This window comes from Pseudomonas sp. LS2P72, assembly GCF_054897865.1.
The window spans coordinates 934493-957706 of record NZ_CM142708.1; the positions used below are offsets into that span (position 1 = coordinate 934493).

The window sequence follows — 23214 nt, forward strand, 5'->3', positions numbered from 1 at the left end:
ATTGACCTTTCAGCGTTTATGGGAACTTGTCTTTTGGTTTCCGGTCAATTTTCGCAGTGCTGAACTGCACGAGTTATGTAAGTCGGAGGTTTTTTCGTATGACCAATTCTTTGCAACCTGCATATGCTCTGGTCCCGGGTGCGAACCTGGAGGCCTATGTGCACACCGTGAACAGCATTCCATTGCTGACGCCGGAGCAGGAGCGTGAACTGGCCGAGAGTCTCTATTATGAGCAGGATTTGGGGGCGGCTCGGCAGATGGTGCTCGCCCACCTGCGTTTTGTTGTACATATCGCCCGTAGCTATTCCGGCTACGGTCTGGCTCAGGCTGACCTGATCCAGGAAGGCAACGTCGGCCTGATGAAGGCGGTGAAACGCTTCAACCCGGAAATGGGTGTGCGCCTGGTTTCGTTCGCTGTGCACTGGATCAAGGCGGAAATCCACGAGTTCATCCTGCGCAACTGGCGCATTGTGAAAGTCGCGACCACCAAGGCCCAGCGCAAACTGTTCTTCAACCTGCGCAGCCAGAAGAAGCGTCTGGCGTGGCTGAACAACGAGGAAGTCCACCGTGTGGCGGAAAGCCTCGGTGTAGAGCCTCGGGAAGTGCGTGAGATGGAAAGTCGCCTGACCGGCCATGACATGGCCTTCGACCCGGCCGCGGAAGCGGACGACGACAGTGCTTTCCAGTCGCCGGCCAACTATCTGGAAGACCACCGGTACGACCCGGCCCGTCAACTGGAAGATGCTGACTGGAGCGACAACTCCAACCACAACCTGCACGAAGCGCTGGAAGTGCTGGACGACCGCAGCCGTGACATCCTCTACCAGCGCTGGCTGGCGGAAGAAAAAGCCACGCTGCATGACCTGGCGCAGAAGTACAACGTGTCGGCCGAGCGTATTCGTCAGCTCGAGAAGAGCGCGATGAACAAGCTCAAGTTGTCGATCGCCGCCTAACCGCAGCGCCGGCATAAAAAAACGCCCCGATCATTGATCGGGGCGTTTTTGTTTGGTGCGCCCAGCATGGGCGCAATCTTGTGGGTGAAAGTCCCGCCGTAAGCTGACCACAGCGAACGAAGTGAAGCGCAACTGCATGAGGGCGACCGAGTGTGGGGAGGAAGCGTGAATCGAAACCGCGAGCCGATGGACAAGAACCGGATAAAAGGCGGAGCCGATCAGGGCGAGCGAGCCAAAAATCGCGAAGCTCTTGTGGTCAAAGATCAGGTTGCGTAAATCCGGCGGTTGTGCGGGGAAGGATTGCGTTCCTTACCTGGGGAGATCTCGCCTCGTGCCTGAAAGGGCGACGGTGCAAGCCGGAGCGAGAAGTCAGCAGAGGCCGTAGTAGTCTTTTTTTTGACGAAGGGCCGAACGAGAGAAAGTGTTATAGGCCATGTTGATGCGAAAGACCGGAAGTCAGATGCCTGCCAAACGCGGGGCGGACGGAGATAGCGAGCGGTGAATCCGTGAGAAGTCCCGCCAGCGACGAGGTCAATCGCCCGCAAGATGAACCCGATAACGCAGGGCAAGGGCTGCTGGAACGAGCCTTTGCGAGAGAAAACCTGAAGCGGGCGTGGAAACGGGTCAAGGCCAACAAAGGTGCAGCGGGAGTCGACGGTCTGGATATTGAACAGACGGCCGAACATCTGCTGAGCCAATGGGCGGCGATTCGTGAACAGCTTCTTTCGGGTGTCTACCGGCCCAGTCCGGTACGGCGTGTGGTCATTCCCAAACCTGACGGCGGTGAGCGCGAGTTGGGAATTCCGACGGTCACCGACCGCTTGATCCAACAAGCGTTGCTGCAAGTATTGCAGCCATTACTCGATCCGACTTTCAGTGAACACAGCTACGGCTTTCGTCCGGGACGCTGCGCGCAGGACGCCGTTTTGGCGGCCCAGCGCCATGTGTCTTCAGGGCGCAGAGTGGTGGTGGATGTTGATCTGGAGAAGTTCTTCGACCGGGTCGACCACGATATTTTGATTGATCGTTTACGCAAGCGGATTGCGGATCGGGCGGTTATCCGGCTGATTCGGGCGTATCTGGATGCGGGAACGCTGATCAATGGTGTGGTCGAGAAAAGCCGCTGCGGGGCGCCGCAAGGCGGCCCGCTGTCGCCGTTGCTGGCGAATGTGCTGCTGGACGAAGTGGATCGGGAGCTTGAACGTCGAGGCCACTGTTTCGTGCGATATGCCGACGATGCGAATGTGTATGTTCGCAGTCATAAGGCGGGGCAACGGGTGATGGCCTTGCTGAAGCGTCTGTATGGAAAGCTGCACTTGAGCGTCAACGAGAGCAAGAGTGCGGTGGCGAGCGCGTTTGGCCGCAAGTTTCTGGGATACGCTTTCTGGGCATCTCCACAAGGCATCAAAAGAACAGTAGCGGTCAAAGCGCGCAAGCAGTTCAAGCACCGGATACGCGAACTCACCCGTCGCTCAGGCGGTCGCAGCCTGCGACAAGTTGTCGAGAACCTACGCCCTTATCTTTTGGGCTGGAAAACTTACTTTGGGTTGTCACAAACGCCGAAAATCTGGCGAGGGCTGGACGAGTGGATGCGACACCGATTACGAGCGATCCAGCTTAAACAATGGAGGCGCGGCCCGACGATTTACCGCGAGCTGAGAGCGCTAGGAGCCAGCAGCCAATCGGCACGGAAAGTGGCGGCCAACTCATATAGTTGGTGGCGTAACAGCCGCTTTGAGCTCAATCGAGTGCTGGATGTGGCGTGGTTCGACAGGCTGGGTCTGGTGCGACTCTCATAACCTCAATCTCTTGAACCGCCCGGTGCGGACCCGCATGCCGGGTGGTGTGGCAGGGGAGCGGCCTATGAAGGCCGCCCCCTATGCCGATTGTCCAATATATCCGCCATACCACAAACCCCTGTAGGAGCAAGGCTTGCCCGCGAAGGCGGTGTGTCATTCAGCAGTGATGTCGGCTGGCACACCGCCTTCGCGGGCAAGCCTTGCTCCTACAGAGTGCGTCGAGTTAGGGAGCCCAAGGTGCGCGGCGGGAATCATTGATGCCTACAAGGTAGCTGTCGCCACCGAGCTGACTCATCTGTTGCCGAATCCATCCCGCTCGCCGTGCGACGTAGTTAGTCGGATGACTGGCGCTCCACACCCGCGGGTTAGGCAGCACCGCAGCCAACAAACTGGCCTGCTGCCGGGACAGCGAACGAGCGCCGACGCCAAAGTGATGCCTGGCGGCTGCTTCAGCGCCAAACACACCGTCATCCCACTCGACACTGTTGAGGTACACCTCAAGAATTCGCTGCTTGGGCCAGAGCACTTCGATCAGCCCGGTAAACCAGGCTTCCAGGCCTTTGCGCAACCAGCTGCGGCCGGACCACAGAAACAGATTCTTCGAGACCTGCTGGCTCAGGGTGCTGGCGCCGCGAATCGTTCCGCCGAGTTCGTTGTGGGCCAGTGCGGCCTGGATCGCGCCAAAGTCAAAACCCCAATGCTCCGGGAATTTCTGATCCTCGCCGGCAATCACTGCGACTTTCAGGTCGTCAGAGATTTCATCCCAGGGTTTCCAGGTGCGTTGCAAGTCAATGGGCTCGCCGTCGAACCAGGATTCGACCTTACGCTCGACCATTAACGTCGTTCCCGGTGGCGGTACCACGCGAAAGATCAGCACCAGCAATACGCTGCCACCTGCGAACCAGAGCAGGGCCTTCGTGAATCGTCGCAAAAATATACGCAGCATAGAGATGGCTTGGCCGAACCCGTCGAGCGGGCCATTATACAGACCCTGTGGATCGAGTCTGACTGGAGTTCTTCATGCTGCGTGGCTTTCTGATGCTGGCCGCTTTTTTCGGCTTCACCGGCGTTGCCCTTGGCGCGTTCGCCGCCCATGGCTTGAAAAGCCGCCTGACGCCCGAGTACCTGGCGATTTTCCACACCGGCGTGACCTATCAGTTGGTGCACACATTGGCATTGTTGGGCGTTGCGCTGCTGGCCACGCAGATTCCCGGGCGCCTGATCACCTGGGCGGGCGCGTCGTTTGCCGTTGGCATCCTGCTGTTTTCCGGCAGTCTGTACCTGTTGACCATGACCGGCGTCAGCAAGCTTGGGATCATCACCCCCTTCGGCGGCCTGGCATTTCTGGTCGGCTGGTTGTGCCTGGGGCTTGCCGCCTGGCGGTTGAGCTGACCGGGTGGTCCATTTCATGACGAATGGCTTGGGTCGCCAAGACTGATCGGGCTAGAATGCCAGCCCCTAAAAATGATGGCGGCATTCGGCATGCGCATTCAGTTGAACGGCGAATCCCTTGAACTGCCCGACGGTGAAACCGTTGCGGCCCTGCTGACCCGTCTGGAACTGACCGGGCGCCGGGTAGCGGTCGAACTCAATCTGGATATCGTCCCGCGCAGTCAGCATGCCGACACCACGCTGAACGACGGTGACAGCGTCGAAGTCGTCCACGCCATCGGCGGCGGCTAGTCGTCCGGCCCGCAAGGGCACAGAATTCTGCAAGAACCTCACCCCTACAGAGGATTTCCCATGAGCATCGTTCGTAGCGACAAGCCCTTCGTCCTGGCCGGTCGTACTTACCAGTCGCGTTTGCTGGTAGGCACCGGCAAGTACCGCGACATGGAAGAAACCCGCCTGGCCATCGAAGCCTCGGGTGCCGAGATTGTCACCTTCGCCGTGCGCCGCACCAACCTCGGCCAGAACCCGGGCGAACCGAACCTGCTCGAAGTCCTGTCGCCGGATCGCTACACCTTCCTGCCTAACACCGCCGGTTGCTTCGACGCTACCGAGGCTGTGCGCACCTGCCGCCTGGCCCGTGAGCTGCTCGGTGGTCACAACCTGGTGAAGCTGGAAGTGCTGGCGGATCAGAAAACCCTGTTCCCCAACGTGATCGAAACCCTCAAGGCCGCCGAAGTGCTGGTCAAGGAAGGCTTCGACGTGATGGTCTACACCAGTGATGACCCGATCATCGCCCGTCAATTGGCGGAAATCGGCGTTATCGCGGTGATGCCGCTGGCCGGCCTGATCGGCACGGGCCTGGGGATCTGCAACCCGTACAACCTGCAGATCATCCTCGAAGAAGCCAAGATCCCGGTGTTGGTGGACGCCGGTGTCGGTACCGCCTCCGACGCCACCATCGCCATGGAACTGGGTTGCGAAGCGGTGCTGATGAACTCGGCCATCGCCCACGCCCAGCAGCCGATCATGATGGCTGAAGCCATGAAACACGCCATCGTTGCAGGTCGCTTGGCCTACCTCGCCGGCCGCATGCCGAAAAAACTCTATGCCAGCGCCTCCTCGCCGCTGGATGGTCTGATCAAGTAAGAGCCATTGATGACTGAATCAAACGAAACGCCTATCCAGCCGGAAGAAGGCGAAGAGCGCCAACACCGCCGCATCAAGAGTTTCGTGATGCGCGCCGGGCGCATGACCGAAGGCCAGCAAAAAGGTCTGGAGCAGGGCACGCCGCTGTTCGTGTTGCCTCTGGCCGATGCGCCGGTGGATTTCGATCAGGTGTTCGGTCGTTCGGCACCGCGCTCGCTGGAAATCGGTTTCGGCATGGGTCATTCGCTGCTGGAAATGGCCGCGGCTTCGCCGGAACAGGATTTCATCGGCGTGGAAGTGCACCGTCCGGGTGTTGGTGCGCTGCTCAACGGCGTGCTCACTCAGGGCCTGACCAACCTGCGGGTCTACGATTGTGACGCGATCGAAGTGCTCAACCGTTGCGTGGCCGACAACAGCCTCGATCGCCTGATGCTGTTTTTCCCGGACCCGTGGCACAAGAGCCGCCACCACAAGCGTCGTATCGTTCAGGCATCGTTCGCTGAGCTGGTGCGCAGCAAGTTGAAGGTCGGCGGTGTGTTGCACATGGCCACCGACTGGGAACCGTACGCCGAGTACATGCTGGAAGTGATGAACGTTGCGCCGGGTTACCGCAACCTGGCCGAAGACGGCAAATGCGTCCCGCGCCCGACCGAGCGCCCGATCACCAAGTTCGAACGCCGCGGCGAACGTCTTGGGCATGGCGTGTGGGACCTGAAGTTCGAAAAACAGTCTTAAGTCGTAACGCTACACAAACTGTAGGAGCCGAGCTTGCTCGCGATGAGGCCATAACATTCAACATTTGTGCTGACTGTTAAGCCGCCATCGCGAGCGAGCTCGGCTCCTACAGGTTTTGTGTTGTGGTTGGAATCAGCGGCGGTCGGCGACGACCCCGATGAGCACCAGCACCACCAACAACACCGGCGCCAGGCTGTAGTTGTTGAACTGGCTCAGGCCTTTGATGATCCATGGCGTGGCATCGTTCGCTGAGCTGGTGCGCAGCAAGTTGAAGGTCGGCGGTGTGTTGCACATGGCCACCGATTGGGAACCGTACGCCGAGTACATGCTGGAAGTGATGAACGTCGCGCCGGGCTATCGCAACCTGGCCGAAGACGGCAAATGCGTCCCGCGCCCGACCGAGCGCCCGATCACCAAGTTCGAACGCCGCGGCGAACGTCTTGGGCATGGTGTGTGGGACCTGAAGTTCGAAAAACAGTCTTAAGTCGTAACGCTACACAAACTGTAGGAGCCGAGCTTGCTCGCGATGAGGCCATAACATTCAACATTTGTGCTGACTGTTAAGCCGCCATCGCGAGCGAGCTCGGCTCCTACAGGTTTTGTGTTGTGGTTGGAATCAGCGGCGGTCGGCGACGACCCCGATGAGCACCAGCACCACCAACAACACCGGCGCCAGGCTGTAGTTGTTGAATTGGCTCAGGCCTTTGATGATCCATGGCGTGGCGTAAATCAGCGCGACGCCGCTGCCGATCATGCACAGCAGGGCCATCAGCGGGACGCGCAAGGCGCCGGCGATGCTGCCCAGGCGTTGGTCGACCCAGCCTTTGATGTCGGCGCCAAACAACACCAGCAGGCAGCCCACCAGTGCCAGAGCGATTTCAGACAGGTTGCTACGGCTCCAGCGGGACGCGGTGGCGAGCAGGTCGAGTATCAAATCCATTCGTTTTCCCTTAAGGCTGAAATCAGCTCAGAAATGTCTGCAGCAAGTCATTGAGGAAGAGTTGTCCGCGCTCGGTGGCCGCCAGACGTGACGGTTCGACCTGCAACAAGCCACTTTGTTCGGCTTCGCGCCGGCGTTCGGCGAGGCTTTCCAGGCTCAGCCCGGTGCGTTCCGGATACAGTCGCGATTCCACACCCTCGGTCAGGCGCAAGGCGTTCATCAGGAAATCGAACGGCAGCTCTTCATTGGTCAGGGCTTTCTCCCCAGCCTTGAAGCTTTTGGCCGGGTTGAGGTAGTCCTTCGGCAGACGGGTTTTCCAGGTACGGACGATGCGCCCGTCCGGGTGACTAAGCTTGCCGTGAGCCCCGGCGCCGATGCCGATGAAGTCGCCGAAACTCCAGTAATTGAGGTTATGCCGCGCCGGACGACCGGGTTGGGCGTACGCCGAGACTTCGTATTGCGCGTAACCGTGCTCGGCCAACAGCGCCTGACCGGCCTCCTGAATGTCCCACAGCGTGTCGTCTTCCGGCAGCGTCGGCGGCTGGTTCCAGAACACCGTGTTCGGCTCCAGGGTCAGCTGATACCAGGACACGTGGGTCGGCTTCAGGGCGATGGCCTGGCGCAGGTCGCTCAGCGCGTCGTCCAGGGACTGATCGGGTAAACCGTGCATCAAGTCCAGATTGAAGTTGTCGAATCCGGCCTGACGGGCCATGCCGGCGGCACGTACCGCTTCGTCACCGTTGTGAATCCGCCCCAACGCCTTGAGTTTCTCTTCCTGAAAGCTCTGGATGCCGATCGACAGGCGATTGATGCCCAGCGCCCGGTAGGCAACGAACTTCTCTTGTTCAAACGTCCCGGGATTCGCTTCCAGGGTAATTTCGATGTCGCTGGCAAACGGAATGCGCTGCTCGACGCCTTTAAGCAAACGGCCCAGGGCTTCAGCGCTGAACAGGCTCGGCGTGCCGCCACCAAAGAAGATCGAACTCAGCTCACGGCCGTAAACCGCATGCAGGTCCTGATCGAGGTCGGCCAGCAGCGCGTCCACATATTCTTCTTCCGGCAACACCGGGCTGGCGGTGTGGGAATTGAAGTCGCAATAAGGGCATTTGCGCACACACCACGGGATGTGGATGTACAGCGCCAGGGGCGGCAGTACAGGCAGGGCGGCCCGAGGCGATTGGGCATCACCGCCGAAGATCAGCGGCGATGCGGATGAGTCATGGATCATTTCAGGCCCAGACGCTGGCGCAGCAGATCCATTGCACGGGCGCGGTGGCTGATGAGGTTCTTGTCGCTCGGGCTCAACTCGGCACTGGAGCAATCGTGCTCCGGCACCCAGAACAGCGGATCGTAACCAAAACCGTGTTCGCCGCTGGCCGCTGGCAGGATTCGTCCGTGCCACAGGCCTTCGCAGAGGATCGGCAACGGATCGTCGGCATGACGCACCAGCGCCAGCACGCAAACGAATTGCGCACCGCGCTCGGCTTGCGGCACGTCTTTCAATACGTCGAGCAGCTTGGCGTTGTTCGCCGCATCGCCCTGACCGTCGGCATAACGAGCCGAGTAGATACCCGGCGCACCGCCGAGGAAATCGACTGCCAACCCCGAATCGTCGGCCAGCGCCGGCAGGCCGGAGATGCGCGCGGCATTGCGGGCCTTGAGGATGGCGTTTTCGACGAACGACAGACCGGTTTCTTCAGGTTCGACGCTGCTGAACTCACCGATCGAGCGCAATTGCACCGATTCGCCAAGCATGGCCTGAAGTTCCTTGAGTTTGCCGGCGTTATGGCTGGCCAGTACGAGTTGCGTGAAATTGATCATTCGCCTGGGAAAAGCTCTTGGTTGAAATTGATGGTGTTGGTTTTATCGCCGTTCTTCACGTTGATCTGGAAGGTACGGGTTTCCTGCTGATCGACCGGGTATTGCGCGATGTAGTAGATAGCGCCCTGTTCGGTGACCTGTTTGAACTTCAACGAAACGCTTTGGCTGGTGAGGTCTTTGACCGTGCCGTTGACTTCAGCGGTCATTGGCTTGCCATCCTTGAGCACTGAGACGTTTATCACACCCTGGTTCTTGCTTCGTGTCAGCCCGGCTGCTTTGGCAATGTCCGGTGTCAGGAAGGTGGAGTTGAAGGTGTTGTAATGCACCGTTACATCGCCAAAGGTTTCCTTGCGCTCGCCTTTGATGACGTCGGCGGCCATAGCAGTGACGCTCAGGCAGGCAGTGAGTAAAAACAGCGCTAGACGACCCATGTTCGTTCTCCTTGGAATTTCGTGGTTCAGACAGCGACCTTGTGGTCTTGCAGCCCTGGGCTGCTGACGCGGTAAATACCGATCTCACCTAACAGATTAGGCCATAGCTTACTGGCCCACCCGTGCCGATGCTGTTGATCCACGGCAAGCCGATCAATGACCCTGGCTTCACGTTCGCGACACAACGCTTCAAAGTCTTCGAAGGTGCAAAAGTGAATGTTCGGCGTGTTGTACCAGGTGTACGGCAGAAAATCGGACACCGGCATCCGGCCCTTGCTCGCCAGGTACCAGCGGCAGCGCCAGTGACCGAAGTTGGGGAAGGTGATGATGCACTGGCGACCGACGCGCAGCATTTCGTCGAGGATTCTGTCCGGGTAGTGCACGGCTTGCAGCGCCTGGGTCATGACCACGACGTCGAAGCTGTTGCTGGCAAAGTTGCCCAGGCCCTTGTCCAGGTCCTGCTCGATCACGTTGATGCCCTTGGCCACGCACTCGGCGATGTTGTCCGGGTCGTTTTCCAGGCCATAGCCGGTGACTTGCTTGTTTTCGCGCAGCCAGGTCAGCAATTCGCCGTCACCACAACCGAGGTCGAGCACGCGGCTGCCGGCGGGGATCCATTCCTGGATGATTTCCAGATCTGCTCTCATGGCTTTCTCACAACGTAATGCGGTTCATGTAATTGCTGAACGCCTGCAAGTAGCGCGGGATCGGAATCAGGAAGGCGTCGTGGCCTTGCGGAGCGTCGATCTCGAGGTAGCAGACGTCTTTCCTGGCCGCCATCAGCGCGTCCACCAGTTCCCGCGAGCGGGCAGGGGAGAAGCGCCAGTCGGTAGTGAAGGACATCACGCAGAACTTGGCTTGGGCGTTGGCGAAGGTTTTCGCCAGGTCATCATCGAAGTTCGCCGCCGGATCGAAGTAGTCCAGCGCCTTGGTCATCAGCAGGTAGGTGTTGGCGTCGAAGCGCCCGGAGAACTCTTCGCCCTGATAACGCAGGTAGCTTTCGACCTGGAACTCGACGCTGTGGAAATCGTAGTTGAGCTTCTCGCTCTTCAGGCCCCGGCCGAATTTCTCGCCCATGGAGTCGTCGGACAAGTACGTGATGTGCCCGACCATCCGCGCCAGCATCAAGCCACGCTTGGGGATCACGCCCGCTTCCTGGAACGAACCGCCGTGGAATTCGGGGTCGGTCAGGATCGCCTGGCGCGCCACTTCGTTGAAGGCAATGTTCTGCGCCGACAGCTTGGGGGCCGAGGCGATGGCCAGGCAGTGGCGAATGCGCTCCGGGTAGGTGATGCTCCACTGCATCGCCTGCATACCACCGAGACTGCCGCCAATCACGGCGGCCCATTGGCCGATGCCGAGCAGGTCAGCCAGACGCGCCTGGCTGTGAACCCAGTCTTCCACGGTCAGCACCGGGAAGTCGGCACCGAACGGCTTGCCGGTTTCCGGGTTGGTGCTGCTCGGGCCGGTGGAGCCGTTGCAGCCGCCGAGGTTGTTCAGGCTGACCACGAAGAATTTGTGGGTGTCGATCGGTTTGCCAGGCCCGATGCAGCTGTCCCACCAACCGGGTTTGCGATCGTCGGTGCTATGGAAACCGGCAGCGTGATGGTGACCCGACAAGGCGTGGCAGATCAGCACGGCGTTGCTCGCCGCGGCGTTCAGCGTGCCGTAGGTTTCGTAGATCAGGTCATAAGCTGGGAGCGAACGCCCGCAGGCCAAGGCCAGGGGTTCACTGAAGTGCGCCACTTGCGGCGTCACCAGACCAACAGAATCGGGGGGGAAGGCAGCTGGCATCGACCCTGCTCTCGTTGAAATGAGGCGTAAGTCTAAAGACCGCTGCCTTTAGCAGCAAGCTAAGGCCGAGGTGTTTGGGAAATGGGGGCTCGGCGTTGGATCGACCCCTCACCCTAACCCTCTCCCCAGAGGGTAGAGGGGACTGACCGAGGTGCTCATTCGAGTTACATCGACCTGAAATATCGAGTCGAACTCAGGATTGAAATCAACCGAGATCGGCTCCCTTTCCCCCCTCTCCCCACTGGGGAGAGGGCTGGGGTGAGGGGTGGCTTTATGAAGCGACACCCAATCAAAGCGAACGCAGCACCAAGCCCGGCAAATCCGGCAACTTCTTCGGCGAGCAAATCCGCACGCGCTTCTGCCGGTTCAGCTCCCCACTAATCAAACTGACCTGACTCTTGGACACGCCAAACGCCTTGGCCAGAAACGCCATCAAATACACATTGGCCTTGCCTTCAACCGGCGGCGCCGTCAGGCGGATCTTCAATCGATCACCATGCAGCCCGCAGAAATCATCACTGCGGGCCGCCGGTTGCAGGTGACACTCCAGAATCAAGTCGTCACCGTCCCAGCGAAAGTAGCTCACCGGGTCAGATCAGCAGACGCAGGATTTCCGGCATCATCGTCATGGCGGCGAGGTTGTTGATCACCAGCATGTCGATCAGCTTGAGCACGATGAACGCCAGGATCGGTGAGATATCCAGGCCGCCAAGGTTTGGCAGGATCTTGCGGAACGGCGCCAGGGCCGGTTCGCAGATCTGGTTCACCAGCTCGGCGCCAGGGTTATGGCTGCCCGGTGCGACCCACGACAGGATCACGCTGATGATCAGGGCAAAGAAGAAAATCTTCAGGAACAGCGCGGTCACGCCGATCAGCGACCAGATCAGCAATTGCAGCGGGTTGCCGATGGTGCCGTAAGTCAGCAGCAGGGTCAGGGCCATCAGCGCCAGTTGCACGAGGATCGCCAGCACCAGCGAGGACATGTCCAGGCCGAACATGCTCGGGATGATCCGGCGCAATGGCTTGAGCAGCGGCTGAGTAGCTTTCACAGCGAACTGGCAGAGCGGGTTGTAGAAGTTTGCGCGTACCAGTTGCAGTACGAAGCGCAGCAGCACGATCAGCAGGTACAGGCTGCCGAGGGTTTGCAGCACGTAGACCGCTGCAGTGTTCAATCCAATCATGTAAGGCTCCTTATTGACCCAATTGTTCGGCCATCTCGGCCGAGCGGTGCGCAGCGGCGCCGAGTGCTTTTTCTACCAGGGCTTCGAAGCCGCCGGCCTGGAACGACTTGATCGCCGCTTCCGTCGTGCCCGCAGGCGATGTCACGCGGCGACGCAGTTCCGCAGCGTCGACGTCACTGGCCACGGCCATGTGAGCAGCGCCCAAAGCGGTTTGCAGGGTCAGTTGTGCGGCGATGTCTGCTGGCAGACCGAGCTTCACGCCAGCGGCGGTCATGGCTTCGATCAGCAGGAAGAAGTACGCAGGGCCCGAGCCGGAGACGGCGGTGACCGCGTCCAGTTGTTGCTCTTCATCCAGCCACAGTGCGATGCCGACGGCGGACAGCAATTCTTGCGCCTGTTTGCGCTGCTCGGTGCTCACTTCAGCCGTAGCGAACAAACCACTCACGCCCTGACGCAGCAGCGCCGGGGTGTTGGGCATGCAACGCACGATCGGTTGGGCGCCAAGCCAGTTGTTCATGCTGGCGCAGGTGATACCGGCCGCAATCGAGACCACCAGTTGATTCGGCTTGAGGCTTGGGCGAAGCGCTTCGCAGACGGCTTTCATCGCTTGGGGTTTGACCGCCAGCACGATCACGTCCACGCCCTGAATGGCGTCGGCATTGTCGGCGAACACCTCGATACCGTGTTCAGCGTTCACGCGAGTGCGGGTTTCAGCGCCCGGATCGCTGGCGCGGATCTGCGCAGCGTCCAGACCTTTGGCGCGCAGGCCGCCGATCAGGCTGGCCGCCATGTTGCCGGCACCGATAAAGGCAATACGAGTCTTGCTCATGTCAGGTCCTTATAGAGAGGTGAGTCAGCCACGGTGAGGCTGACTGTAATCACGGGCGCCAAACAGGGCCGTACCGATACGGACCCAAGTGGCGCCCTGGGCGATGGCCGACTCGAGGTCGTGGCTCATACCCATGGAAAGTGTGTCGAGCGGCAGGTTCAGGCTGGCTTGCAGGCGCTGCACGGCAGCAAAAGCGGCATCCTGAGCGGCGCGATCTTCAGTCGGCTCGGGGATTGCCATCAACCCACGTAGCTTGATGCGTGGCAGTTCGCTGATGGCATTGGCCAAGGCCGGCAGGTCGGCCGGGGAGCAGCCGGACTTGCTGGCTTCACCGCTGACGTTGACCTGGATGCAGATGTTCAGAGGCGGCAAATCGGCGGGACGTTGTTCGGACAGGCGTTGTGCGATTTTCAAACGATCCACGGAATGCACCCAGGCGAAGTGCTCGGCGATAGCGCGAGTCTTGTTCGATTGAATGGGGCCGATGAAGTGCCAGATCAAGGGCAGGTCGGCCAATTCGAGCTGTTTGCCCAGGGCTTCCTGCAGGTAGTTCTCGCCAAAGTCGCGCAGCCCGGCGGCATACGCTTCGCGCAGGGCTTCGGCGGGCTTGGTCTTGCTCACAGCCAGCAGCTGGACGCTGTCTTCATCGCGTTTTGCGGCGACGGCAGCGGCGTGGATGCGTGAACTAACCTGAGCCATGTTGTCTGCTATCGTGGACATCAAATCCTGCCTGAAAAGTGCCTGCACTCGATCATGCGGCGTTAAAAGTCGACTCAAAATGCTCATTGACTGACGTCAACTCCGCTTCTTCGCCGACTTTTGCCTTGCCTGATCATCGCTCGGCGACTTTATCAGGCGAGGATTAGGCGCCGGCGGCTGAAGGTTCGCGGCATTCTACTGGAATTGAGGAACGCTATGGATATCACTGAGCTGCTGGCTTTCAGCGCGAAACAGGGCGCGTCCGACTTGCATCTGTCTGCCGGCCTGCCACCGATGATTCGGGTCGACGGCGATGTGCGGCGCATCAACCTGCCGGCCCTGGACCACAAGCAGGTGCAGGCGCTGATCTACGACATCATGAACGACACGCAGCGGGTGGACTTCGAGAAGCACCTGGAAACCGACTTCTCCTTCGACGTGCCCGGCGTGGCGCGTTTTCGGGTTAACGCGTTCAACCACAATCGCGGGGCTGGCGCGGTGTTCCGGACCATTCCGTCCAAGGTCCTGAGCATGGACGACCTCGGCATGGGGGAAGTGTTTCGCAAGATTACCGAGGCGCCGCGGGGGCTGGTGCTGGTGACCGGTCCGACCGGTTCCGGCAAATCCACCACCCTGGCAGCGATGATCGATCACCTGAACACCCATCGCCATCAGCACATCCTCACCATCGAAGACCCCATCGAGTTCGTCCACGAGTCACGCAAATGCTTGATCAACCAGCGTGAAGTCCATCGTGATACGCGCAGCTTCGCCACGGCTCTGCGCTCGGCCCTGCGGGAGGACCCGGACGTAATTCTGGTGGGGGAGATGCGGGATCTCGAGACCATTCGCCTGGCGTTGACCGCCGCCGAAACCGGTCACCTGGTGTTTGGCACGCTGCACACGACCTCGGCGGCGAAAACCATCGACCGGGTGGTGGACGTGTTTCCGGGGGACGAGAAATCGATGGTTCGTTCGATGCTGTCCGAGTCGTTGCTGGCGGTGGTGTCGCAGACGTTGGTCAAGAAGATCGGCGGCGGGCGGATCGCGGCACACGAAATCATGCTCGGTACGTCAGCGATCCGTAACCTGATCCGCGAAGACAAAGTGGCGCAGATGTACTCGTCGATTCAGACCGGGGGAAACCTGGGGATGCAGACGCTGGATATGTGCTTGAAGGAGCTGGTGAGCAAGGGCTTGATCAGCCGCGAGCATGCGCGGGAGAAGGCACGCACGCCGGATGGTTTTTGATCGGTCCAGAAACGCCTTCGCGGGCAAGTCGGATCACCGCCCGCGAAGGGGGCCGCATGATCAAAGTAAATCCCGGGTCAGCCCCAGGATTTCATATCAGCGCTGAACAACCTGCAGGGTGTTCTTCTCTTTCGGCATAACCCGCTTGGCAACCACGTAGTGGCTTTCCCAGTAGGGTTTCTTCAGCGTGTCGATGGTCACCGACTTGCCACGACGTGGTGCGTGGATAAAGCGGTCGTTGCCCAGGTAGATGGCAACGTGATTGACCCGACGACTCTTGATGTTGAAGAAAATCAGGTCGCCAGGCTTCAGATCCTTGCGATCGACTTTCTCACCATGACCGCTGGCCATGGCATTGGAAGTGCGCGGCAGGTCAAACGTGGCGTCATTGAACGCGTATTTCACCAGGCCACTGCAGTCGAACCCTTTACTTGGGCTGCTGCCGCCCCAACGGTACGGTGTACCGAGGACGTTGACGGCGCGGCTCAGCACGTCGCTGCTTTCCTTGCTCGCCATTGGCGGAACCAGGCTGCTTTTGCTGCTCAGCTTGGGAGCGCGTTTTACGGTCTGTTTGTTTTTGCTCGAAGGAGCAGAAACATGGGATTTTTGGGTGTAACCATTAACGTCAGGAAGACGTTGCTCACGATTGGTGGCGTGGGCGGCCAGTGGCATCAAAAGGCAAATGGTTAGCCATGTCTTGAAAAATGGACGCATTAGGCAAGGCTCATATAAGTTAGCGCGCAACTTTATAACAGCTTTTTTGGCCCTTCCGAGGCCGTTGGTCGATTCAACCTTGGGGTCAACGGAACCAAATAAGCTGAAAATAGACGCGATTGTCGAACACAACGCTTGTGCTACAAGGCTTTGACGGGACACAAGGTAGCATTTGCCATACGTCGGCCACCTGTAAAAAAGTCACAAAGATTTAAAGAATATTTATCTATCGTGTGAAACGAGGACCTACATGAACACCTATCAACCGCCCGTTCCGCAACAAGACACGCACAGCAAAGTGATCGGTTACCTGCTGTGGATTTTGGGTTTTACCGGCGCTCACCGCTTCTATTACGGCAAGCCGGTGACGGGGACGATCTGGTTCTTCACCCTCGGTTTGTTGGGTATCGGTTGGCTGATCGACCTGTTTTTGATCCCGGCCATGGATCGTGAAGCGGACCTGCGTTTTACCGCCGGGCCTATCGAGTACAACGTGGCGTGGATTCTGCTGACGTTTCTGGGGGTATTCGGCGTACACCGGATGTATCAGGGGAAGTGGATCAGCGGATTGCTGTACCTGGTGACGGGCGGGTTGTTCTTTCTGGGGGTGCTGTATGACTTCTGGACGCTGAACGACCAGGTGTCGATTCGCAACGCCCAGAACCGAGGTGCCTTCCAGTAAGCCATCGCTGGCAAGCCATGCTCCTACAGGGAGGTCATACACAATCCCGTAGGAGCAAAGCTTGCTCGCGATTGCAGCGACGCGGTCTTACGCCTGGTGGCTAATACGCCCATCCACCAAGGTGTAACGCACCACGCCTGGCAGGCTGTGCCCAATGAACGGGCAGTTTTCGCCTTTGGACAGCCAGGTCTCACCGGCCACGGTCGACGCCGCCGGATCGAACAGCACGATATCCGCCGGTCCACCTACCGCCAGTTTGCCAGCCGGCAGGCGCAACGCCTCGGCAGGTCCGGTGCTCAAGCGCGCCAACAGCGTCGGCAGGTCCAGTAAACCGTCTTCCACCAGCGTCATCGCCAACGGCAGCAGCAGTTCAACGCTGCTGATACCCGGTTCGGTGGCCCCGAACGGCGCCAGTTTGGCGTCCCGCTCGTGGGGTTGGTGATGGCTGGAAATGGCCGAGACCACACCCGATTTCACCGCTTCACGCAGGCCATCGCGGTCGGCGCGGGTGCGCAGCGGCGGCTGGACGTGATAGAGGCTGCTGAAGTCGATCAGCGCTTCGTCGGTCAGGATCAGCTGATACAGGGCGACATCGGCCGTGACCGGCAGGCCGCGAGCCTGGGCCTGAGCGATCAGGGCCACGCCACGGGCGCTGGTGAGCTGGCTGAAGTGCGCGCGCACGCCACTTTGCTCGACCAGCAGCAGATCCCGCGCAAGAGCCACGGTTTCGGCGGTTTCGGGAATGCCCGGCAAACCGAGGAAACTCGCAGTCGGGCCTTCGTGGGCCAGGCCACCTTCGGCCAAGTCATGGTCCTGAGAGTTGAAAATCACCGTCAGGTCGAATGTTGCGGCGTATTCCAGCGCCCGGCACAGCGTGCGGGTGTTGCGAAAGCTGTCCAGGCCGTTGCCGAAGGCCACGCAACCGGCATCGCGCAAGGCGACCAGTTCGGCCAGCTGTTCGCCGTCCAGGCCTTTGCTCAGGGCGCCGATAGGGAACACTTTGGTGTTGCCGGCCTCGCGGGCGCGGTCGAGGATCAATTCGGCCACGGCCGAGGTGTCCAGCACCGGTTTGGTTTTCGGCGGGCAGCACAGGCTGGTGACGCCACCGGCCGCGGCGGCGCGGGTTTCGCTGACGATTGAGCCTTTACGGCTGTAGCCCGGCTCGCGCAGGGCGACGTTCAGGTCAACCAGCCCAGGGGCGGCGACCAGGCCTTTGGCGTCGAGGGTGTCGACGGCGACGAAACCGGCTGGCGCGGCGCCAAGGGCAATGATCTTGCAGGCTTCAATATGGATATCGGTAACTTGATCCAGGCCGCTGGCCGGATCGATGACGCGGGCGCCGAGAATGCTGAGCTTCACTGGGCGTTCTCCTGCTCGAATTGACGTTGCGCAGTCTGCCCGCTCATGGCCATGGACAGCACGGCCATACGAATCGCGATGCCATAAGTGACTTGGTTGAGGATCACCGAGTGCGGGCCGTCGGCCACTGCCGACTCAATTTCCACCCCACGGTTGATCGGCCCCGGGTGCATGACGATGCAATCCGGTTTGGCCCCGGCCAGGCGCGCGGTGGTCAGGCCGAACAGACGGTAGAACTCACCTTCGCTCGGCAGCAGGCCACCGGTCATGCGCTCACGCTGCAGGCGCAGCATGATCACCACGTCGACGTCTTTCAGGCCTTCGGTCATGTCGGTGTAAACCTTCACGCCGTATTGCTCGATGCCGATCGGCAGCAGGGTTTTCGGCGCGATCACGCGGATGTCCGGGCAGCCGAGGGTTTTCAGCGCGAGCATGTTCGAGCGTGCCACCCGCGAATGCAGGATGTCGCCGACGATAGCCACCGAAAGGTTTTCGAAGCCGCCCTTGTGCCGGCGGATGGTGAGCATGTCGAGCATGCCCTGGGTCGGGTGGGCGTGACGGCCGTCGCCGCCGTTGATGATCGCCACTTGCGGGCAGACATGTTCGGCGATGAAGTGCGCCGCGCCGGAATCACCGTGGCGCACGACGAACATGTCGGCGGCCATGGCTTCCAGGTTGCGCAGGGTGTCGAGCAGGGTTTCGCCCTTGCTCGCCGACGACGTGGACACGTTCAGGGTGATCACGTCCGCCGACAGCCGCTGGGCCGCCAGTTCGAAGGTGGTGCGGGTGCGGGTGGAGTTCTCGAAAAACACGTTGCACACGGTCTTGCCGCGCAGCAACGGGACTTTCTTCACCGCCCGGGCGCCGACTTCGAGGAACGAGTCGGCGGTGTCGAGGATTTCCGTCAGCAGCTCGCGGCGCAAACCGTCGAGCGAGAGGAAGTGGCGCAGCTGGCCCTGATCATTGAGCTGCAGCGGGCGCTTGGTTTCTAGAGGCGTCATCGCGAGGGGGACTCTCAATAGGGCGAATTAAAGGGCGAGGTCTTGCAGTTCGAGCTTGAGTTCCGGGCCGGACAGTTTCACCCGTTCGTGGGCGGACAGCGACAGAGTCGCGCCAACCACATTCGGGCGGATCGGCAGTTCGCCGGCGTCCAGGTCCAGCAGGCACACCAATGTCACGCTGGCCGGGCGGCCGTAGTCGAACAGCTCATTGAGGGCGGCGCGGATGGTCCGGCCGCTCATCAATACGTCGTCGATCAGCACCAGGTGCTGGCCTTCGATCTCGAACGGCAGCGCCGAAGGGCGCACTTGTGGGTGCAGGCCGTTCTGGCTGAAGTCGTCGCGGTAGAAGGAGACGTCCAAGGTGCCGAGGGGCGAGTCGCTGCCCAGTTCGTCGAGCAACGCCTGGGCGACCCAGACGCCACCGGTACGAATGCCGATGTAGCGCGGTTCACTGATGCCACGGTGTTCCAGGTGCGCCTCGAGACGGGTCGCCATCTGGCTGATCAGTTCGGCGGGATTGGGCAGGCTCATGGTTGCTCCTTCTTGGGCCCGAGCCGGGTTCTGCTGGAGAGGTGGCTCGGGTTGTCGCTACGTAGAGACGCTTGTTGCGGCTCTTTAGAATTAGATGCAGTCAGGACTCGAACAGTGCGGTGTTTTCGTCGAGCCAGCCTTGCAGCAGCAGGGCGGCGGCGATGGCGTCCACCGGGTTGTCGCGGTAGCTGCCCTTTTGTCCGCCACGATCACGCCGTTCACCCTTGGCTTCGAAGGTGGTCAGGCGTTCATCGTGGGTATAGAAGGGCAGGTTGTAGCGGCCGTTGAGACGGCGGGCGAATTTCTCGGCGCGCAGGCACATGTCGCTCGGCGTGCCGTCCATGTTCAAGGGCAGGCCAACCACCACGGCATCGGGTTTCCACTCTTTAATCAGAGCTTCGACCTGATTCCAGTCGGGAATACCGTTTTGTGCCTTCAAGGTGCACAGCTCGCGGGCCTGGCCGGTAATCACCTGGCCGACCGCAACGCCGATCTGTTTGGTGCCGTAGTCGAAACCCAAAATCAGGCGCAGGGCCATCAGGCGTGTCCCGCCTGGCTGGTCAGCAGGCTGAGGTTGACGCCCAGGTGCTTGGCCGCTGCTTCCAGGCGCAATTCACTGCTGGTGTTGAACAAAATATCGGCATCGAACGGGCAGGTCAGCCAGGCGTTCTGGGCCAGTTCGGCTTCCAGCTGCCCGGCTTCCCAGCCAGCGTATCCAAGGACGATCAGGCTTTTCGCCGGACCGACGCCGTCGGCGATGGCGAACAGCACGTCCTGGGAGGTCGACAGGGCCAGTTTCTCATCAAGTTCGACGGTGGCCTGATAACTCTGCCCCGAGGGGTGCAGGACAAAACCGCGATCGGTCTGCACCGGGCCGCCGATGAAGATCGGCACATGCTGGCAGAGCACCGGCGGTTCGATGTCGGGGCGCAGTTGTTCGAGGATATCGGCCAGGTTGAGGTCTTGCGGACGATTGACCACCAGGCCCATGGCACCATTGGCCGTGTGCTCGACGATGTAGGTCAAGGTGTGCGCAAAGTTCGGGTCGACCATGTGAGGCATGGCGATCAGGAAGTGATGCTTGAGGTAGCTGGGGCTGACGTTCTTCATGAGCGCTAGTGTGGCGTTGGAGGGGCGAACTGACAAGCTGAGGATGGCGCAATTTGGCAGTCGACACAGGTCAAGTGTGGGAGCGAGCCTTTGTGGTGAGGGGATTTAGCGAAACGTCGCACCGCCCCGTTCGGCTGCGCAGCAGTCGTATGCGGTGTGTCAGACACAACGGGGTTGCAAGCTTGGGGCCGCTTCGCGACCCAACGGGGATAAATCCCCTCACCACAAAGGCTCGCTCCCACAGGGATTTGTGGGGTGTCAGTTACTGGAGAGTCGGTCCCCGCGGGCAAACTTCCAGGTCCGGATGATTTCCAGACGATCGATATCCGACAGATCCCCGGTAAACGGTGAAAACGGCGCCGCCAGCCGCACGATGCGCTGCGCTGCCTGATCCAGCAGCGGTTGGCCGGACGACTCCAGCACCAGCACTTCAAAGAGCGAGCCATCGCGGTTGATCGAAACCATCAGGCGCAAATTGCCGTAGATCTGCTTGCGTCGGGCTTCGTCGGGGTAATTCAGATTACCGATGCGCTCGACTTTCTTGCGCCACTCGTCCTTATACCAGGCGCCCTTGTCGCGCATGGTCGACGCGGCGCTCAGGCGATGGATACGCGGGCGTTTGGCATACAGTTGTTGTTCGTTGGCCAGTTCCGCTTCCAGGCTGGCGATGTCGCTGGACAGCTGTTCACTGTCGAACGTTGGCGCGGCGACTGCGGGTTTGGTGACGGGCTTGGGTTCTTCGGTTTTGGCCGGGGCCTTTTTCGGCTTCGGTGCAACGGTCGTCACGGCTGCCTTCGGTGCGGCTTCCTTCACTTCAGGCTTGGCCGCCGGCGGTGGCGTGACCTTCTGCACCTTGTTGTCCTGGAAAGGCGCGACCTCGGTGGTCTTGGGGATCGCCTTTTTATCCAGGGTGCCGCTGCCTTGCTGATTCTCTTGAGCGAGGAAATCGGCTTTCTCAGGCTTCTTTTCGCTTTTAAAGGTAGCGAGGGTGATTTCCAGGGTTTTGCTGATTTGCTTGGGTTCGACCATCGTAAAACCGACGCCCAACAGCAAAGCCAGGTGAATCAGCGCCGCGAGAAACAGGGTAAAACCGAGGCGATCAGCCGGGCGCACGCCACGATGGGCGAGTTCAGCGGGCAGATCGGACGGAAGTGTCATGACAAAAAAACCAACATCGCGTTTTTCACAGGCCGCGGATGATAACGCAATGTTGGTCGTTTCTTGGCTGTTCTATATCAACGGGCCTTGAGCTTCTGATCGATGGCATCCATCAGCAGGCCACCGATGTCGGTGCCAAACGCGTTATCAATCTCACGAATGCAGGTCGGGCTGGTGACGTTGATTTCCGTCAGATGCTCCCCAATCACGTCCAGACCGACGAACAACAGGCCTTTTTCGCGCAGGGTCGGGCCGACCTGTGCGGCGATCCAGCGATCTTTCTCGGTGAGCGGTCGAGCTTCGCCACGGCCACCGGCGGCGAGGTTGCCACGGGTTTCACCGGCGGCAGGAATTCGCGCCAGGCAGTAATCCACCGGCTCGCCATCGATCATCAGGATGCGTTTGTCACCGTCAACGATTTCCGGGAGGTAGCCCTGAATCATGATCTGCTGTTTGCCGTGCAGGGTCAGGGTTTCGAGGATCACCGACAGGTTCGGGTGGCCAGCGGTGTGGCGGAAGATCGAAGAACCGCCCATGCCGTCCAGCGGCTTGAGGATCACGTCGCCGTGGTGATCGGCGAATTCACGCAGTACGTCCGGGCGACGGCTGACGATGGTCGGCGGCGTGCACTGCGGGAACAGCGTGGCGAACAGCTTTTCGTTGCAGTCACGCAGGCTTTGCGGCTTGTTGACCACCAGCACGCCAGCGCGTTCTGCTTGCTCCAGCAGGTAAGTGGAGTAGACGAATTCCATGTCGAACGGCGGATCCTTGCGCATCAGGATCACGTCCAGATCGCTCAGCAGCGCGTCGGTCTCGGCGTCGAGTTCGAACCATTTTTCCGGGTTGGCGAAGACTTTCAACGGACGCATCCGCGCCCGCGCTTCGCCTTCGGCCTGGTACAAATCGCCCTGTTCCATATAGAACAGTTCCCAGCCGCGCTTCTGTGCGGCCAGCAGCATGGCCAGCGAGCTATCCTTTTTATAGGAGATGCTGGCAATAGGATCCATGACAATCCCGACGCGAACGCTCATGGGTTTTTCCTCGAAATTTGGGTGGCCGGTGCGGCACGAAAAAGTGGCGTCAGATTGGCGCTCACAGTGTTCCCGGTCAAGGAAAAACCACTGTGCCAGTCCCCCGATAGATTGGTTTTGGAGACTGTGCTAAAAAGGCTGCCATATCGCGCTGGCCCTTGAACATCAAGGGTTTCGAGCCTCCGGTTATCGGAAATGGACAATTTGATTCGCAAAGGCGACGGCAGAGCATTTATGGAACAGCATTCCAGCGCCTTGAAGGTCATGGTGATCGATGATTCGAAAACGATTCGTCGCACCGCCGAAACGCTGTTGAAAAATGTGGGCTGTGAAGTGATCACCGCCATCGATGGTTTCGATGCCCTGGCCAAGATTGCCGACAATCACCCCGGCATCATTTTTGTCGACATCATGATGCCGCGTCTGGATGGTTATCAGACCTGCGCTTTAATCAAGAACAACAGTGCGTTCAAGTCCACGCCAGTGATTATGCTGTCGTCCAAGGATGGGCTGTTCGACAAGGCCAAGGGGCGCATCGTCGGCTCCGACCAGTTTTTGACCAAGCCTTTCAGCAAGGAAGAACTGCTGAACGCGATCCAGGCCCATGTACCGGGCTTCGCCGCCGTTTTGCCGCAGTAGGACACGCACAGTGACGCT

The 23214-nt window shown here is 60.0% G+C and carries 28 protein-coding genes and 2 pseudogenes; 10 read left to right on the plus strand and 20 right to left on the minus strand.

The window, feature by feature from the left end; genetic code table 11:
* Positions 1-98: 98 nt before the first annotated feature.
* Both rpoH and ltrA read left to right on the plus strand, forming a co-directional pair.
* Positions 99-953 carry an RNA polymerase sigma factor RpoH gene (gene rpoH, locus ACYZUA_RS04235; RefSeq protein ID WP_007897890.1) on the plus strand — a complete coding sequence of 285 codons (855 nt, stop codon included), beginning with the start codon at positions 99-101 and terminating at the stop codon, positions 951-953.
* A gap of 506 nt (positions 954-1459) precedes the next feature.
* A complete protein-coding gene (ltrA, locus tag ACYZUA_RS04240; protein ID WP_461962191.1) occupies positions 1460-2752 on the plus strand; it encodes a group II intron reverse transcriptase/maturase in 1293 nt (430 codons plus the stop codon).
* A 223-nt stretch (positions 2753-2975) separates the two neighbouring features.
* Here ltrA and mtgA read toward each other — a convergent pair whose 3' ends face one another.
* A complete protein-coding gene (gene mtgA / locus ACYZUA_RS04245) occupies positions 2976-3698 on the minus strand; it encodes a monofunctional biosynthetic peptidoglycan transglycosylase (RefSeq protein WP_461962192.1) in 723 nt (240 codons plus the stop codon).
* Between the two features lie 74 nt (positions 3699-3772).
* Here mtgA and ACYZUA_RS04250 point away from each other — a divergent pair, with 74 nt between their 5' ends.
* From ACYZUA_RS04250 to trmB (ACYZUA_RS04265), 4 genes are all read left to right on the plus strand, one after another.
* Complete coding sequence (locus ACYZUA_RS04250; protein WP_461962193.1) at positions 3773-4144, plus strand: DUF423 domain-containing protein; 372 nt, start codon at positions 3773-3775, stop codon at positions 4142-4144.
* A 90-nt stretch (positions 4145-4234) separates the two neighbouring features.
* A complete protein-coding gene (gene thiS / locus ACYZUA_RS04255) occupies positions 4235-4435 on the plus strand; it encodes a sulfur carrier protein ThiS (protein ID WP_008026157.1) in 201 nt (66 codons plus the stop codon).
* 60 nt (positions 4436-4495) lie between these two features.
* On the plus strand, positions 4496-5290 hold the full coding sequence (locus ACYZUA_RS04260) for a thiazole synthase (RefSeq protein ID WP_008068101.1): 795 nt from the start codon (positions 4496-4498) through the stop codon (positions 5288-5290).
* Positions 5291-5299: 9 nt separating this feature from the next.
* A complete protein-coding gene (trmB, locus tag ACYZUA_RS04265) occupies positions 5300-6025 on the plus strand; it encodes a tRNA (guanosine(46)-N7)-methyltransferase TrmB (RefSeq protein ID WP_046053677.1) in 726 nt (241 codons plus the stop codon).
* A 132-nt stretch (positions 6026-6157) separates the two neighbouring features.
* Here trmB (ACYZUA_RS04265) and ACYZUA_RS04270 read toward each other — a convergent pair.
* Positions 6158-6265: pseudogene (locus ACYZUA_RS04270) on the minus strand (DUF3392 family protein); the annotation flags it as partial.
* A gap of 4 nt (positions 6266-6269) precedes the next feature.
* Here ACYZUA_RS04270 and trmB (ACYZUA_RS04275) point away from each other — a divergent pair.
* A pseudogene (gene trmB / locus ACYZUA_RS04275) lies at positions 6270-6509 on the plus strand (tRNA (guanine(46)-N(7))-methyltransferase TrmB); the annotation flags it as partial.
* 132 nt (positions 6510-6641) lie between these two features.
* On the opposite strand, the gene ACYZUA_RS04280 reads toward trmB (ACYZUA_RS04275), so the two are convergent.
* The 10 genes from ACYZUA_RS04280 to ACYZUA_RS04325 all read right to left on the minus strand — a co-directional run bounded on the left by ACYZUA_RS04280 (position 6642) and on the right by ACYZUA_RS04325 (position 13741).
* The gene (locus ACYZUA_RS04280; RefSeq protein WP_046045220.1) at positions 6642-6965 is read right to left on the minus strand and encodes a DUF3392 domain-containing protein; all 324 of its coding nucleotides are present in this window, start codon (positions 6963-6965) and stop codon (positions 6642-6644) included.
* 22 nt (positions 6966-6987) lie between these two features.
* Positions 6988-8193: a radical SAM family heme chaperone HemW gene (gene hemW, locus ACYZUA_RS04285; RefSeq protein ID WP_461962194.1), complete on the minus strand. Its 1206-nt coding sequence runs from the start codon at positions 8191-8193 to the stop codon at positions 6988-6990.
* Positions 8190-8786 carry an RdgB/HAM1 family non-canonical purine NTP pyrophosphatase gene (gene rdgB / locus ACYZUA_RS04290; protein WP_461962195.1) on the minus strand — a complete coding sequence of 199 codons (597 nt, stop codon included), beginning with the start codon at positions 8784-8786 and terminating at the stop codon, positions 8190-8192. The genes hemW and rdgB overlap by 4 nt, the downstream gene beginning before the upstream one ends.
* On the minus strand, positions 8783-9217 hold the full coding sequence (locus ACYZUA_RS04295; protein ID WP_461962196.1) for a DUF4426 domain-containing protein: 435 nt from the start codon (positions 9215-9217) through the stop codon (positions 8783-8785). The genes rdgB and ACYZUA_RS04295 overlap by 4 nt, the downstream gene beginning before the upstream one ends.
* Positions 9218-9243: 26 nt before the next feature.
* A complete protein-coding gene (metW, locus tag ACYZUA_RS04300) occupies positions 9244-9864 on the minus strand; it encodes a methionine biosynthesis protein MetW (protein WP_461962197.1) in 621 nt (206 codons plus the stop codon).
* 7 nt (positions 9865-9871) lie between these two features.
* Complete coding sequence (gene metX, locus ACYZUA_RS04305; protein ID WP_461962198.1) at positions 9872-11011, minus strand: homoserine O-succinyltransferase MetX; 1140 nt, start codon at positions 11009-11011, stop codon at positions 9872-9874.
* Positions 11012-11300: 289 nt separating this feature from the next.
* Positions 11301-11597: a DUF167 domain-containing protein gene (locus ACYZUA_RS04310; RefSeq protein ID WP_461962199.1), complete on the minus strand. Its 297-nt coding sequence runs from the start codon at positions 11595-11597 to the stop codon at positions 11301-11303.
* Positions 11598-11601: 4 nt separating this feature from the next.
* The gene (locus tag ACYZUA_RS04315; protein WP_283182032.1) at positions 11602-12192 is read right to left on the minus strand and encodes a YggT family protein; all 591 of its coding nucleotides are present in this window, start codon (positions 12190-12192) and stop codon (positions 11602-11604) included.
* A 10-nt stretch (positions 12193-12202) separates the two neighbouring features.
* Positions 12203-13021 (minus strand): pyrroline-5-carboxylate reductase, encoded by an 819-nt coding sequence (gene proC / locus ACYZUA_RS04320; RefSeq protein ID WP_461962200.1) that lies wholly within the window; start codon positions 13019-13021, stop codon positions 12203-12205.
* A gap of 24 nt (positions 13022-13045) precedes the next feature.
* Positions 13046-13741, minus strand: a complete 696-nt coding sequence (locus ACYZUA_RS04325) for a YggS family pyridoxal phosphate-dependent enzyme (RefSeq protein WP_461962201.1) — start codon at positions 13739-13741, stop codon at positions 13046-13048.
* Between the two features lie 195 nt (positions 13742-13936).
* On the opposite strand from ACYZUA_RS04325, the gene ACYZUA_RS04330 reads away from it, so the two are divergent.
* Positions 13937-14971, plus strand: a complete 1035-nt coding sequence (locus ACYZUA_RS04330; protein WP_095127084.1) for a type IV pilus twitching motility protein PilT — start codon at positions 13937-13939, stop codon at positions 14969-14971.
* Positions 14972-15067: 96 nt separating this feature from the next.
* Here the strand turns inward: ACYZUA_RS04330 and ACYZUA_RS04335 are convergent, their stop codons facing one another.
* Positions 15068-15685: a C40 family peptidase gene (locus tag ACYZUA_RS04335; RefSeq protein ID WP_461962202.1), complete on the minus strand. Its 618-nt coding sequence runs from the start codon at positions 15683-15685 to the stop codon at positions 15068-15070.
* A gap of 250 nt (positions 15686-15935) precedes the next feature.
* Here ACYZUA_RS04335 and ACYZUA_RS04340 point away from each other — a divergent pair, with 250 nt between their 5' ends.
* The gene (locus ACYZUA_RS04340; RefSeq protein ID WP_461962203.1) at positions 15936-16367 is read left to right on the plus strand and encodes an NINE protein; all 432 of its coding nucleotides are present in this window, start codon (positions 15936-15938) and stop codon (positions 16365-16367) included.
* 87 nt (positions 16368-16454) lie between these two features.
* On the opposite strand, the gene ACYZUA_RS04345 is transcribed toward ACYZUA_RS04340, so the two are convergent.
* The 7 genes from ACYZUA_RS04345 to gshB form a co-directional block, all read right to left on the minus strand.
* Positions 16455-17726: a dihydroorotase gene (locus ACYZUA_RS04345; protein WP_008152614.1), complete on the minus strand. Its 1272-nt coding sequence runs from the start codon at positions 17724-17726 to the stop codon at positions 16455-16457.
* On the minus strand, positions 17723-18727 hold the full coding sequence (locus ACYZUA_RS04350; protein ID WP_007897943.1) for an aspartate carbamoyltransferase catalytic subunit: 1005 nt from the start codon (positions 18725-18727) through the stop codon (positions 17723-17725). The genes ACYZUA_RS04345 and ACYZUA_RS04350 overlap by 4 nt, the downstream gene beginning before the upstream one ends.
* 27 nt (positions 18728-18754) lie before the next feature.
* On the minus strand, positions 18755-19258 hold the full coding sequence (pyrR, locus tag ACYZUA_RS04355; protein WP_461962204.1) for a bifunctional pyr operon transcriptional regulator/uracil phosphoribosyltransferase PyrR: 504 nt from the start codon (positions 19256-19258) through the stop codon (positions 18755-18757).
* A 100-nt stretch (positions 19259-19358) separates the two neighbouring features.
* The gene (gene ruvX / locus ACYZUA_RS04360; RefSeq protein ID WP_005792259.1) at positions 19359-19796 is read right to left on the minus strand and encodes a Holliday junction resolvase RuvX; all 438 of its coding nucleotides are present in this window, start codon (positions 19794-19796) and stop codon (positions 19359-19361) included.
* Positions 19796-20368, minus strand: coding sequence for a YqgE/AlgH family protein (locus ACYZUA_RS04365; protein ID WP_461962205.1), 573 nt, complete (start codon positions 20366-20368; stop codon positions 19796-19798). Before ACYZUA_RS04365 ends, ruvX begins: the two co-directional genes overlap by 1 nt.
* Positions 20369-20626: 258 nt before the next feature.
* The gene (locus tag ACYZUA_RS04370; RefSeq protein WP_461962206.1) at positions 20627-21526 is read right to left on the minus strand and encodes a TonB family protein; all 900 of its coding nucleotides are present in this window, start codon (positions 21524-21526) and stop codon (positions 20627-20629) included.
* A gap of 77 nt (positions 21527-21603) precedes the next feature.
* Positions 21604-22557, minus strand: a complete 954-nt coding sequence (gshB, locus tag ACYZUA_RS04375; protein ID WP_461962207.1) for a glutathione synthase — start codon at positions 22555-22557, stop codon at positions 21604-21606.
* A 234-nt stretch (positions 22558-22791) separates the two neighbouring features.
* Between gshB and pilG the strand changes: the two genes are divergently transcribed.
* Positions 22792-23196, plus strand: a complete 405-nt coding sequence (gene pilG / locus ACYZUA_RS04380) for a twitching motility response regulator PilG (protein WP_008152601.1) — start codon at positions 22792-22794, stop codon at positions 23194-23196.
* The last annotated feature ends 18 nt before the right edge of the window (positions 23197-23214 follow it).

What these genes read in the sequence shown, in the direction of transcription:
- ACYZUA_RS04280 (WP_046045220.1), bottom strand. Translation starts at nt 6,965, where the DNA reads ATGGATTTGATACTCGACCTGCTCGCCACCGCGTCCCGCTGGAGCCGT.
- hemW (WP_461962194.1), bottom strand. Translation starts at nt 8,193, where the DNA reads ATGATCCATGACTCATCCGCATCGCCGCTGATCTTCGGCGGTGATGCC.
- thiS (WP_008026157.1), top strand. Translation starts at nt 4,235, where the DNA reads ATGCGCATTCAGTTGAACGGCGAATCCCTTGAACTGCCCGACGGTGAA.
- mtgA (WP_461962192.1), bottom strand. Translation starts at nt 3,698, where the DNA reads ATGCTGCGTATATTTTTGCGACGATTCACGAAGGCCCTGCTCTGGTTC.
- ACYZUA_RS04260 (WP_008068101.1), top strand. Translation starts at nt 4,496, where the DNA reads ATGAGCATCGTTCGTAGCGACAAGCCCTTCGTCCTGGCCGGTCGTACT.
- ACYZUA_RS04340 (WP_461962203.1), top strand. Translation starts at nt 15,936, where the DNA reads ATGAACACCTATCAACCGCCCGTTCCGCAACAAGACACGCACAGCAAA.
- ACYZUA_RS04365 (WP_461962205.1), bottom strand. Translation starts at nt 20,368, where the DNA reads ATGAAGAACGTCAGCCCCAGCTACCTCAAGCATCACTTCCTGATCGCC.
- ACYZUA_RS04325 (WP_461962201.1), bottom strand. Translation starts at nt 13,741, where the DNA reads ATGTCCACGATAGCAGACAACATGGCTCAGGTTAGTTCACGCATCCAC.
- ACYZUA_RS04335 (WP_461962202.1), bottom strand. Translation starts at nt 15,685, where the DNA reads ATGCGTCCATTTTTCAAGACATGGCTAACCATTTGCCTTTTGATGCCA.
- metW (WP_461962197.1), bottom strand. Translation starts at nt 9,864, where the DNA reads ATGAGAGCAGATCTGGAAATCATCCAGGAATGGATCCCCGCCGGCAGC.
- rpoH (WP_007897890.1), top strand. Translation starts at nt 99, where the DNA reads ATGACCAATTCTTTGCAACCTGCATATGCTCTGGTCCCGGGTGCGAAC.
- ruvX (WP_005792259.1), bottom strand. Translation starts at nt 19,796, where the DNA reads ATGGCCCTGCGCCTGATTTTGGGTTTCGACTACGGCACCAAACAGATC.
- ACYZUA_RS04250 (WP_461962193.1), top strand. Translation starts at nt 3,773, where the DNA reads ATGCTGCGTGGCTTTCTGATGCTGGCCGCTTTTTTCGGCTTCACCGGC.
- metX (WP_461962198.1), bottom strand. Translation starts at nt 11,011, where the DNA reads ATGCCAGCTGCCTTCCCCCCCGATTCTGTTGGTCTGGTGACGCCGCAA.
- trmB (WP_046053677.1), top strand. Translation starts at nt 5,300, where the DNA reads ATGACTGAATCAAACGAAACGCCTATCCAGCCGGAAGAAGGCGAAGAG.
- ACYZUA_RS04315 (WP_283182032.1), bottom strand. Translation starts at nt 12,192, where the DNA reads ATGATTGGATTGAACACTGCAGCGGTCTACGTGCTGCAAACCCTCGGC.
- pyrR (WP_461962204.1), bottom strand. Translation starts at nt 19,258, where the DNA reads ATGAGCCTGCCCAATCCCGCCGAACTGATCAGCCAGATGGCGACCCGT.
- ACYZUA_RS04350 (WP_007897943.1), bottom strand. Translation starts at nt 18,727, where the DNA reads ATGACGCCTCTAGAAACCAAGCGCCCGCTGCAGCTCAATGATCAGGGC.
- rdgB (WP_461962195.1), bottom strand. Translation starts at nt 8,786, where the DNA reads ATGATCAATTTCACGCAACTCGTACTGGCCAGCCATAACGCCGGCAAA.
- ACYZUA_RS04370 (WP_461962206.1), bottom strand. Translation starts at nt 21,526, where the DNA reads ATGACACTTCCGTCCGATCTGCCCGCTGAACTCGCCCATCGTGGCGTG.
- gshB (WP_461962207.1), bottom strand. Translation starts at nt 22,557, where the DNA reads ATGAGCGTTCGCGTCGGGATTGTCATGGATCCTATTGCCAGCATCTCC.
- ACYZUA_RS04295 (WP_461962196.1), bottom strand. Translation starts at nt 9,217, where the DNA reads ATGGGTCGTCTAGCGCTGTTTTTACTCACTGCCTGCCTGAGCGTCACT.
- ACYZUA_RS04330 (WP_095127084.1), top strand. Translation starts at nt 13,937, where the DNA reads ATGGATATCACTGAGCTGCTGGCTTTCAGCGCGAAACAGGGCGCGTCC.
- pilG (WP_008152601.1), top strand. Translation starts at nt 22,792, where the DNA reads ATGGAACAGCATTCCAGCGCCTTGAAGGTCATGGTGATCGATGATTCG.
- proC (WP_461962200.1), bottom strand. Translation starts at nt 13,021, where the DNA reads ATGAGCAAGACTCGTATTGCCTTTATCGGTGCCGGCAACATGGCGGCC.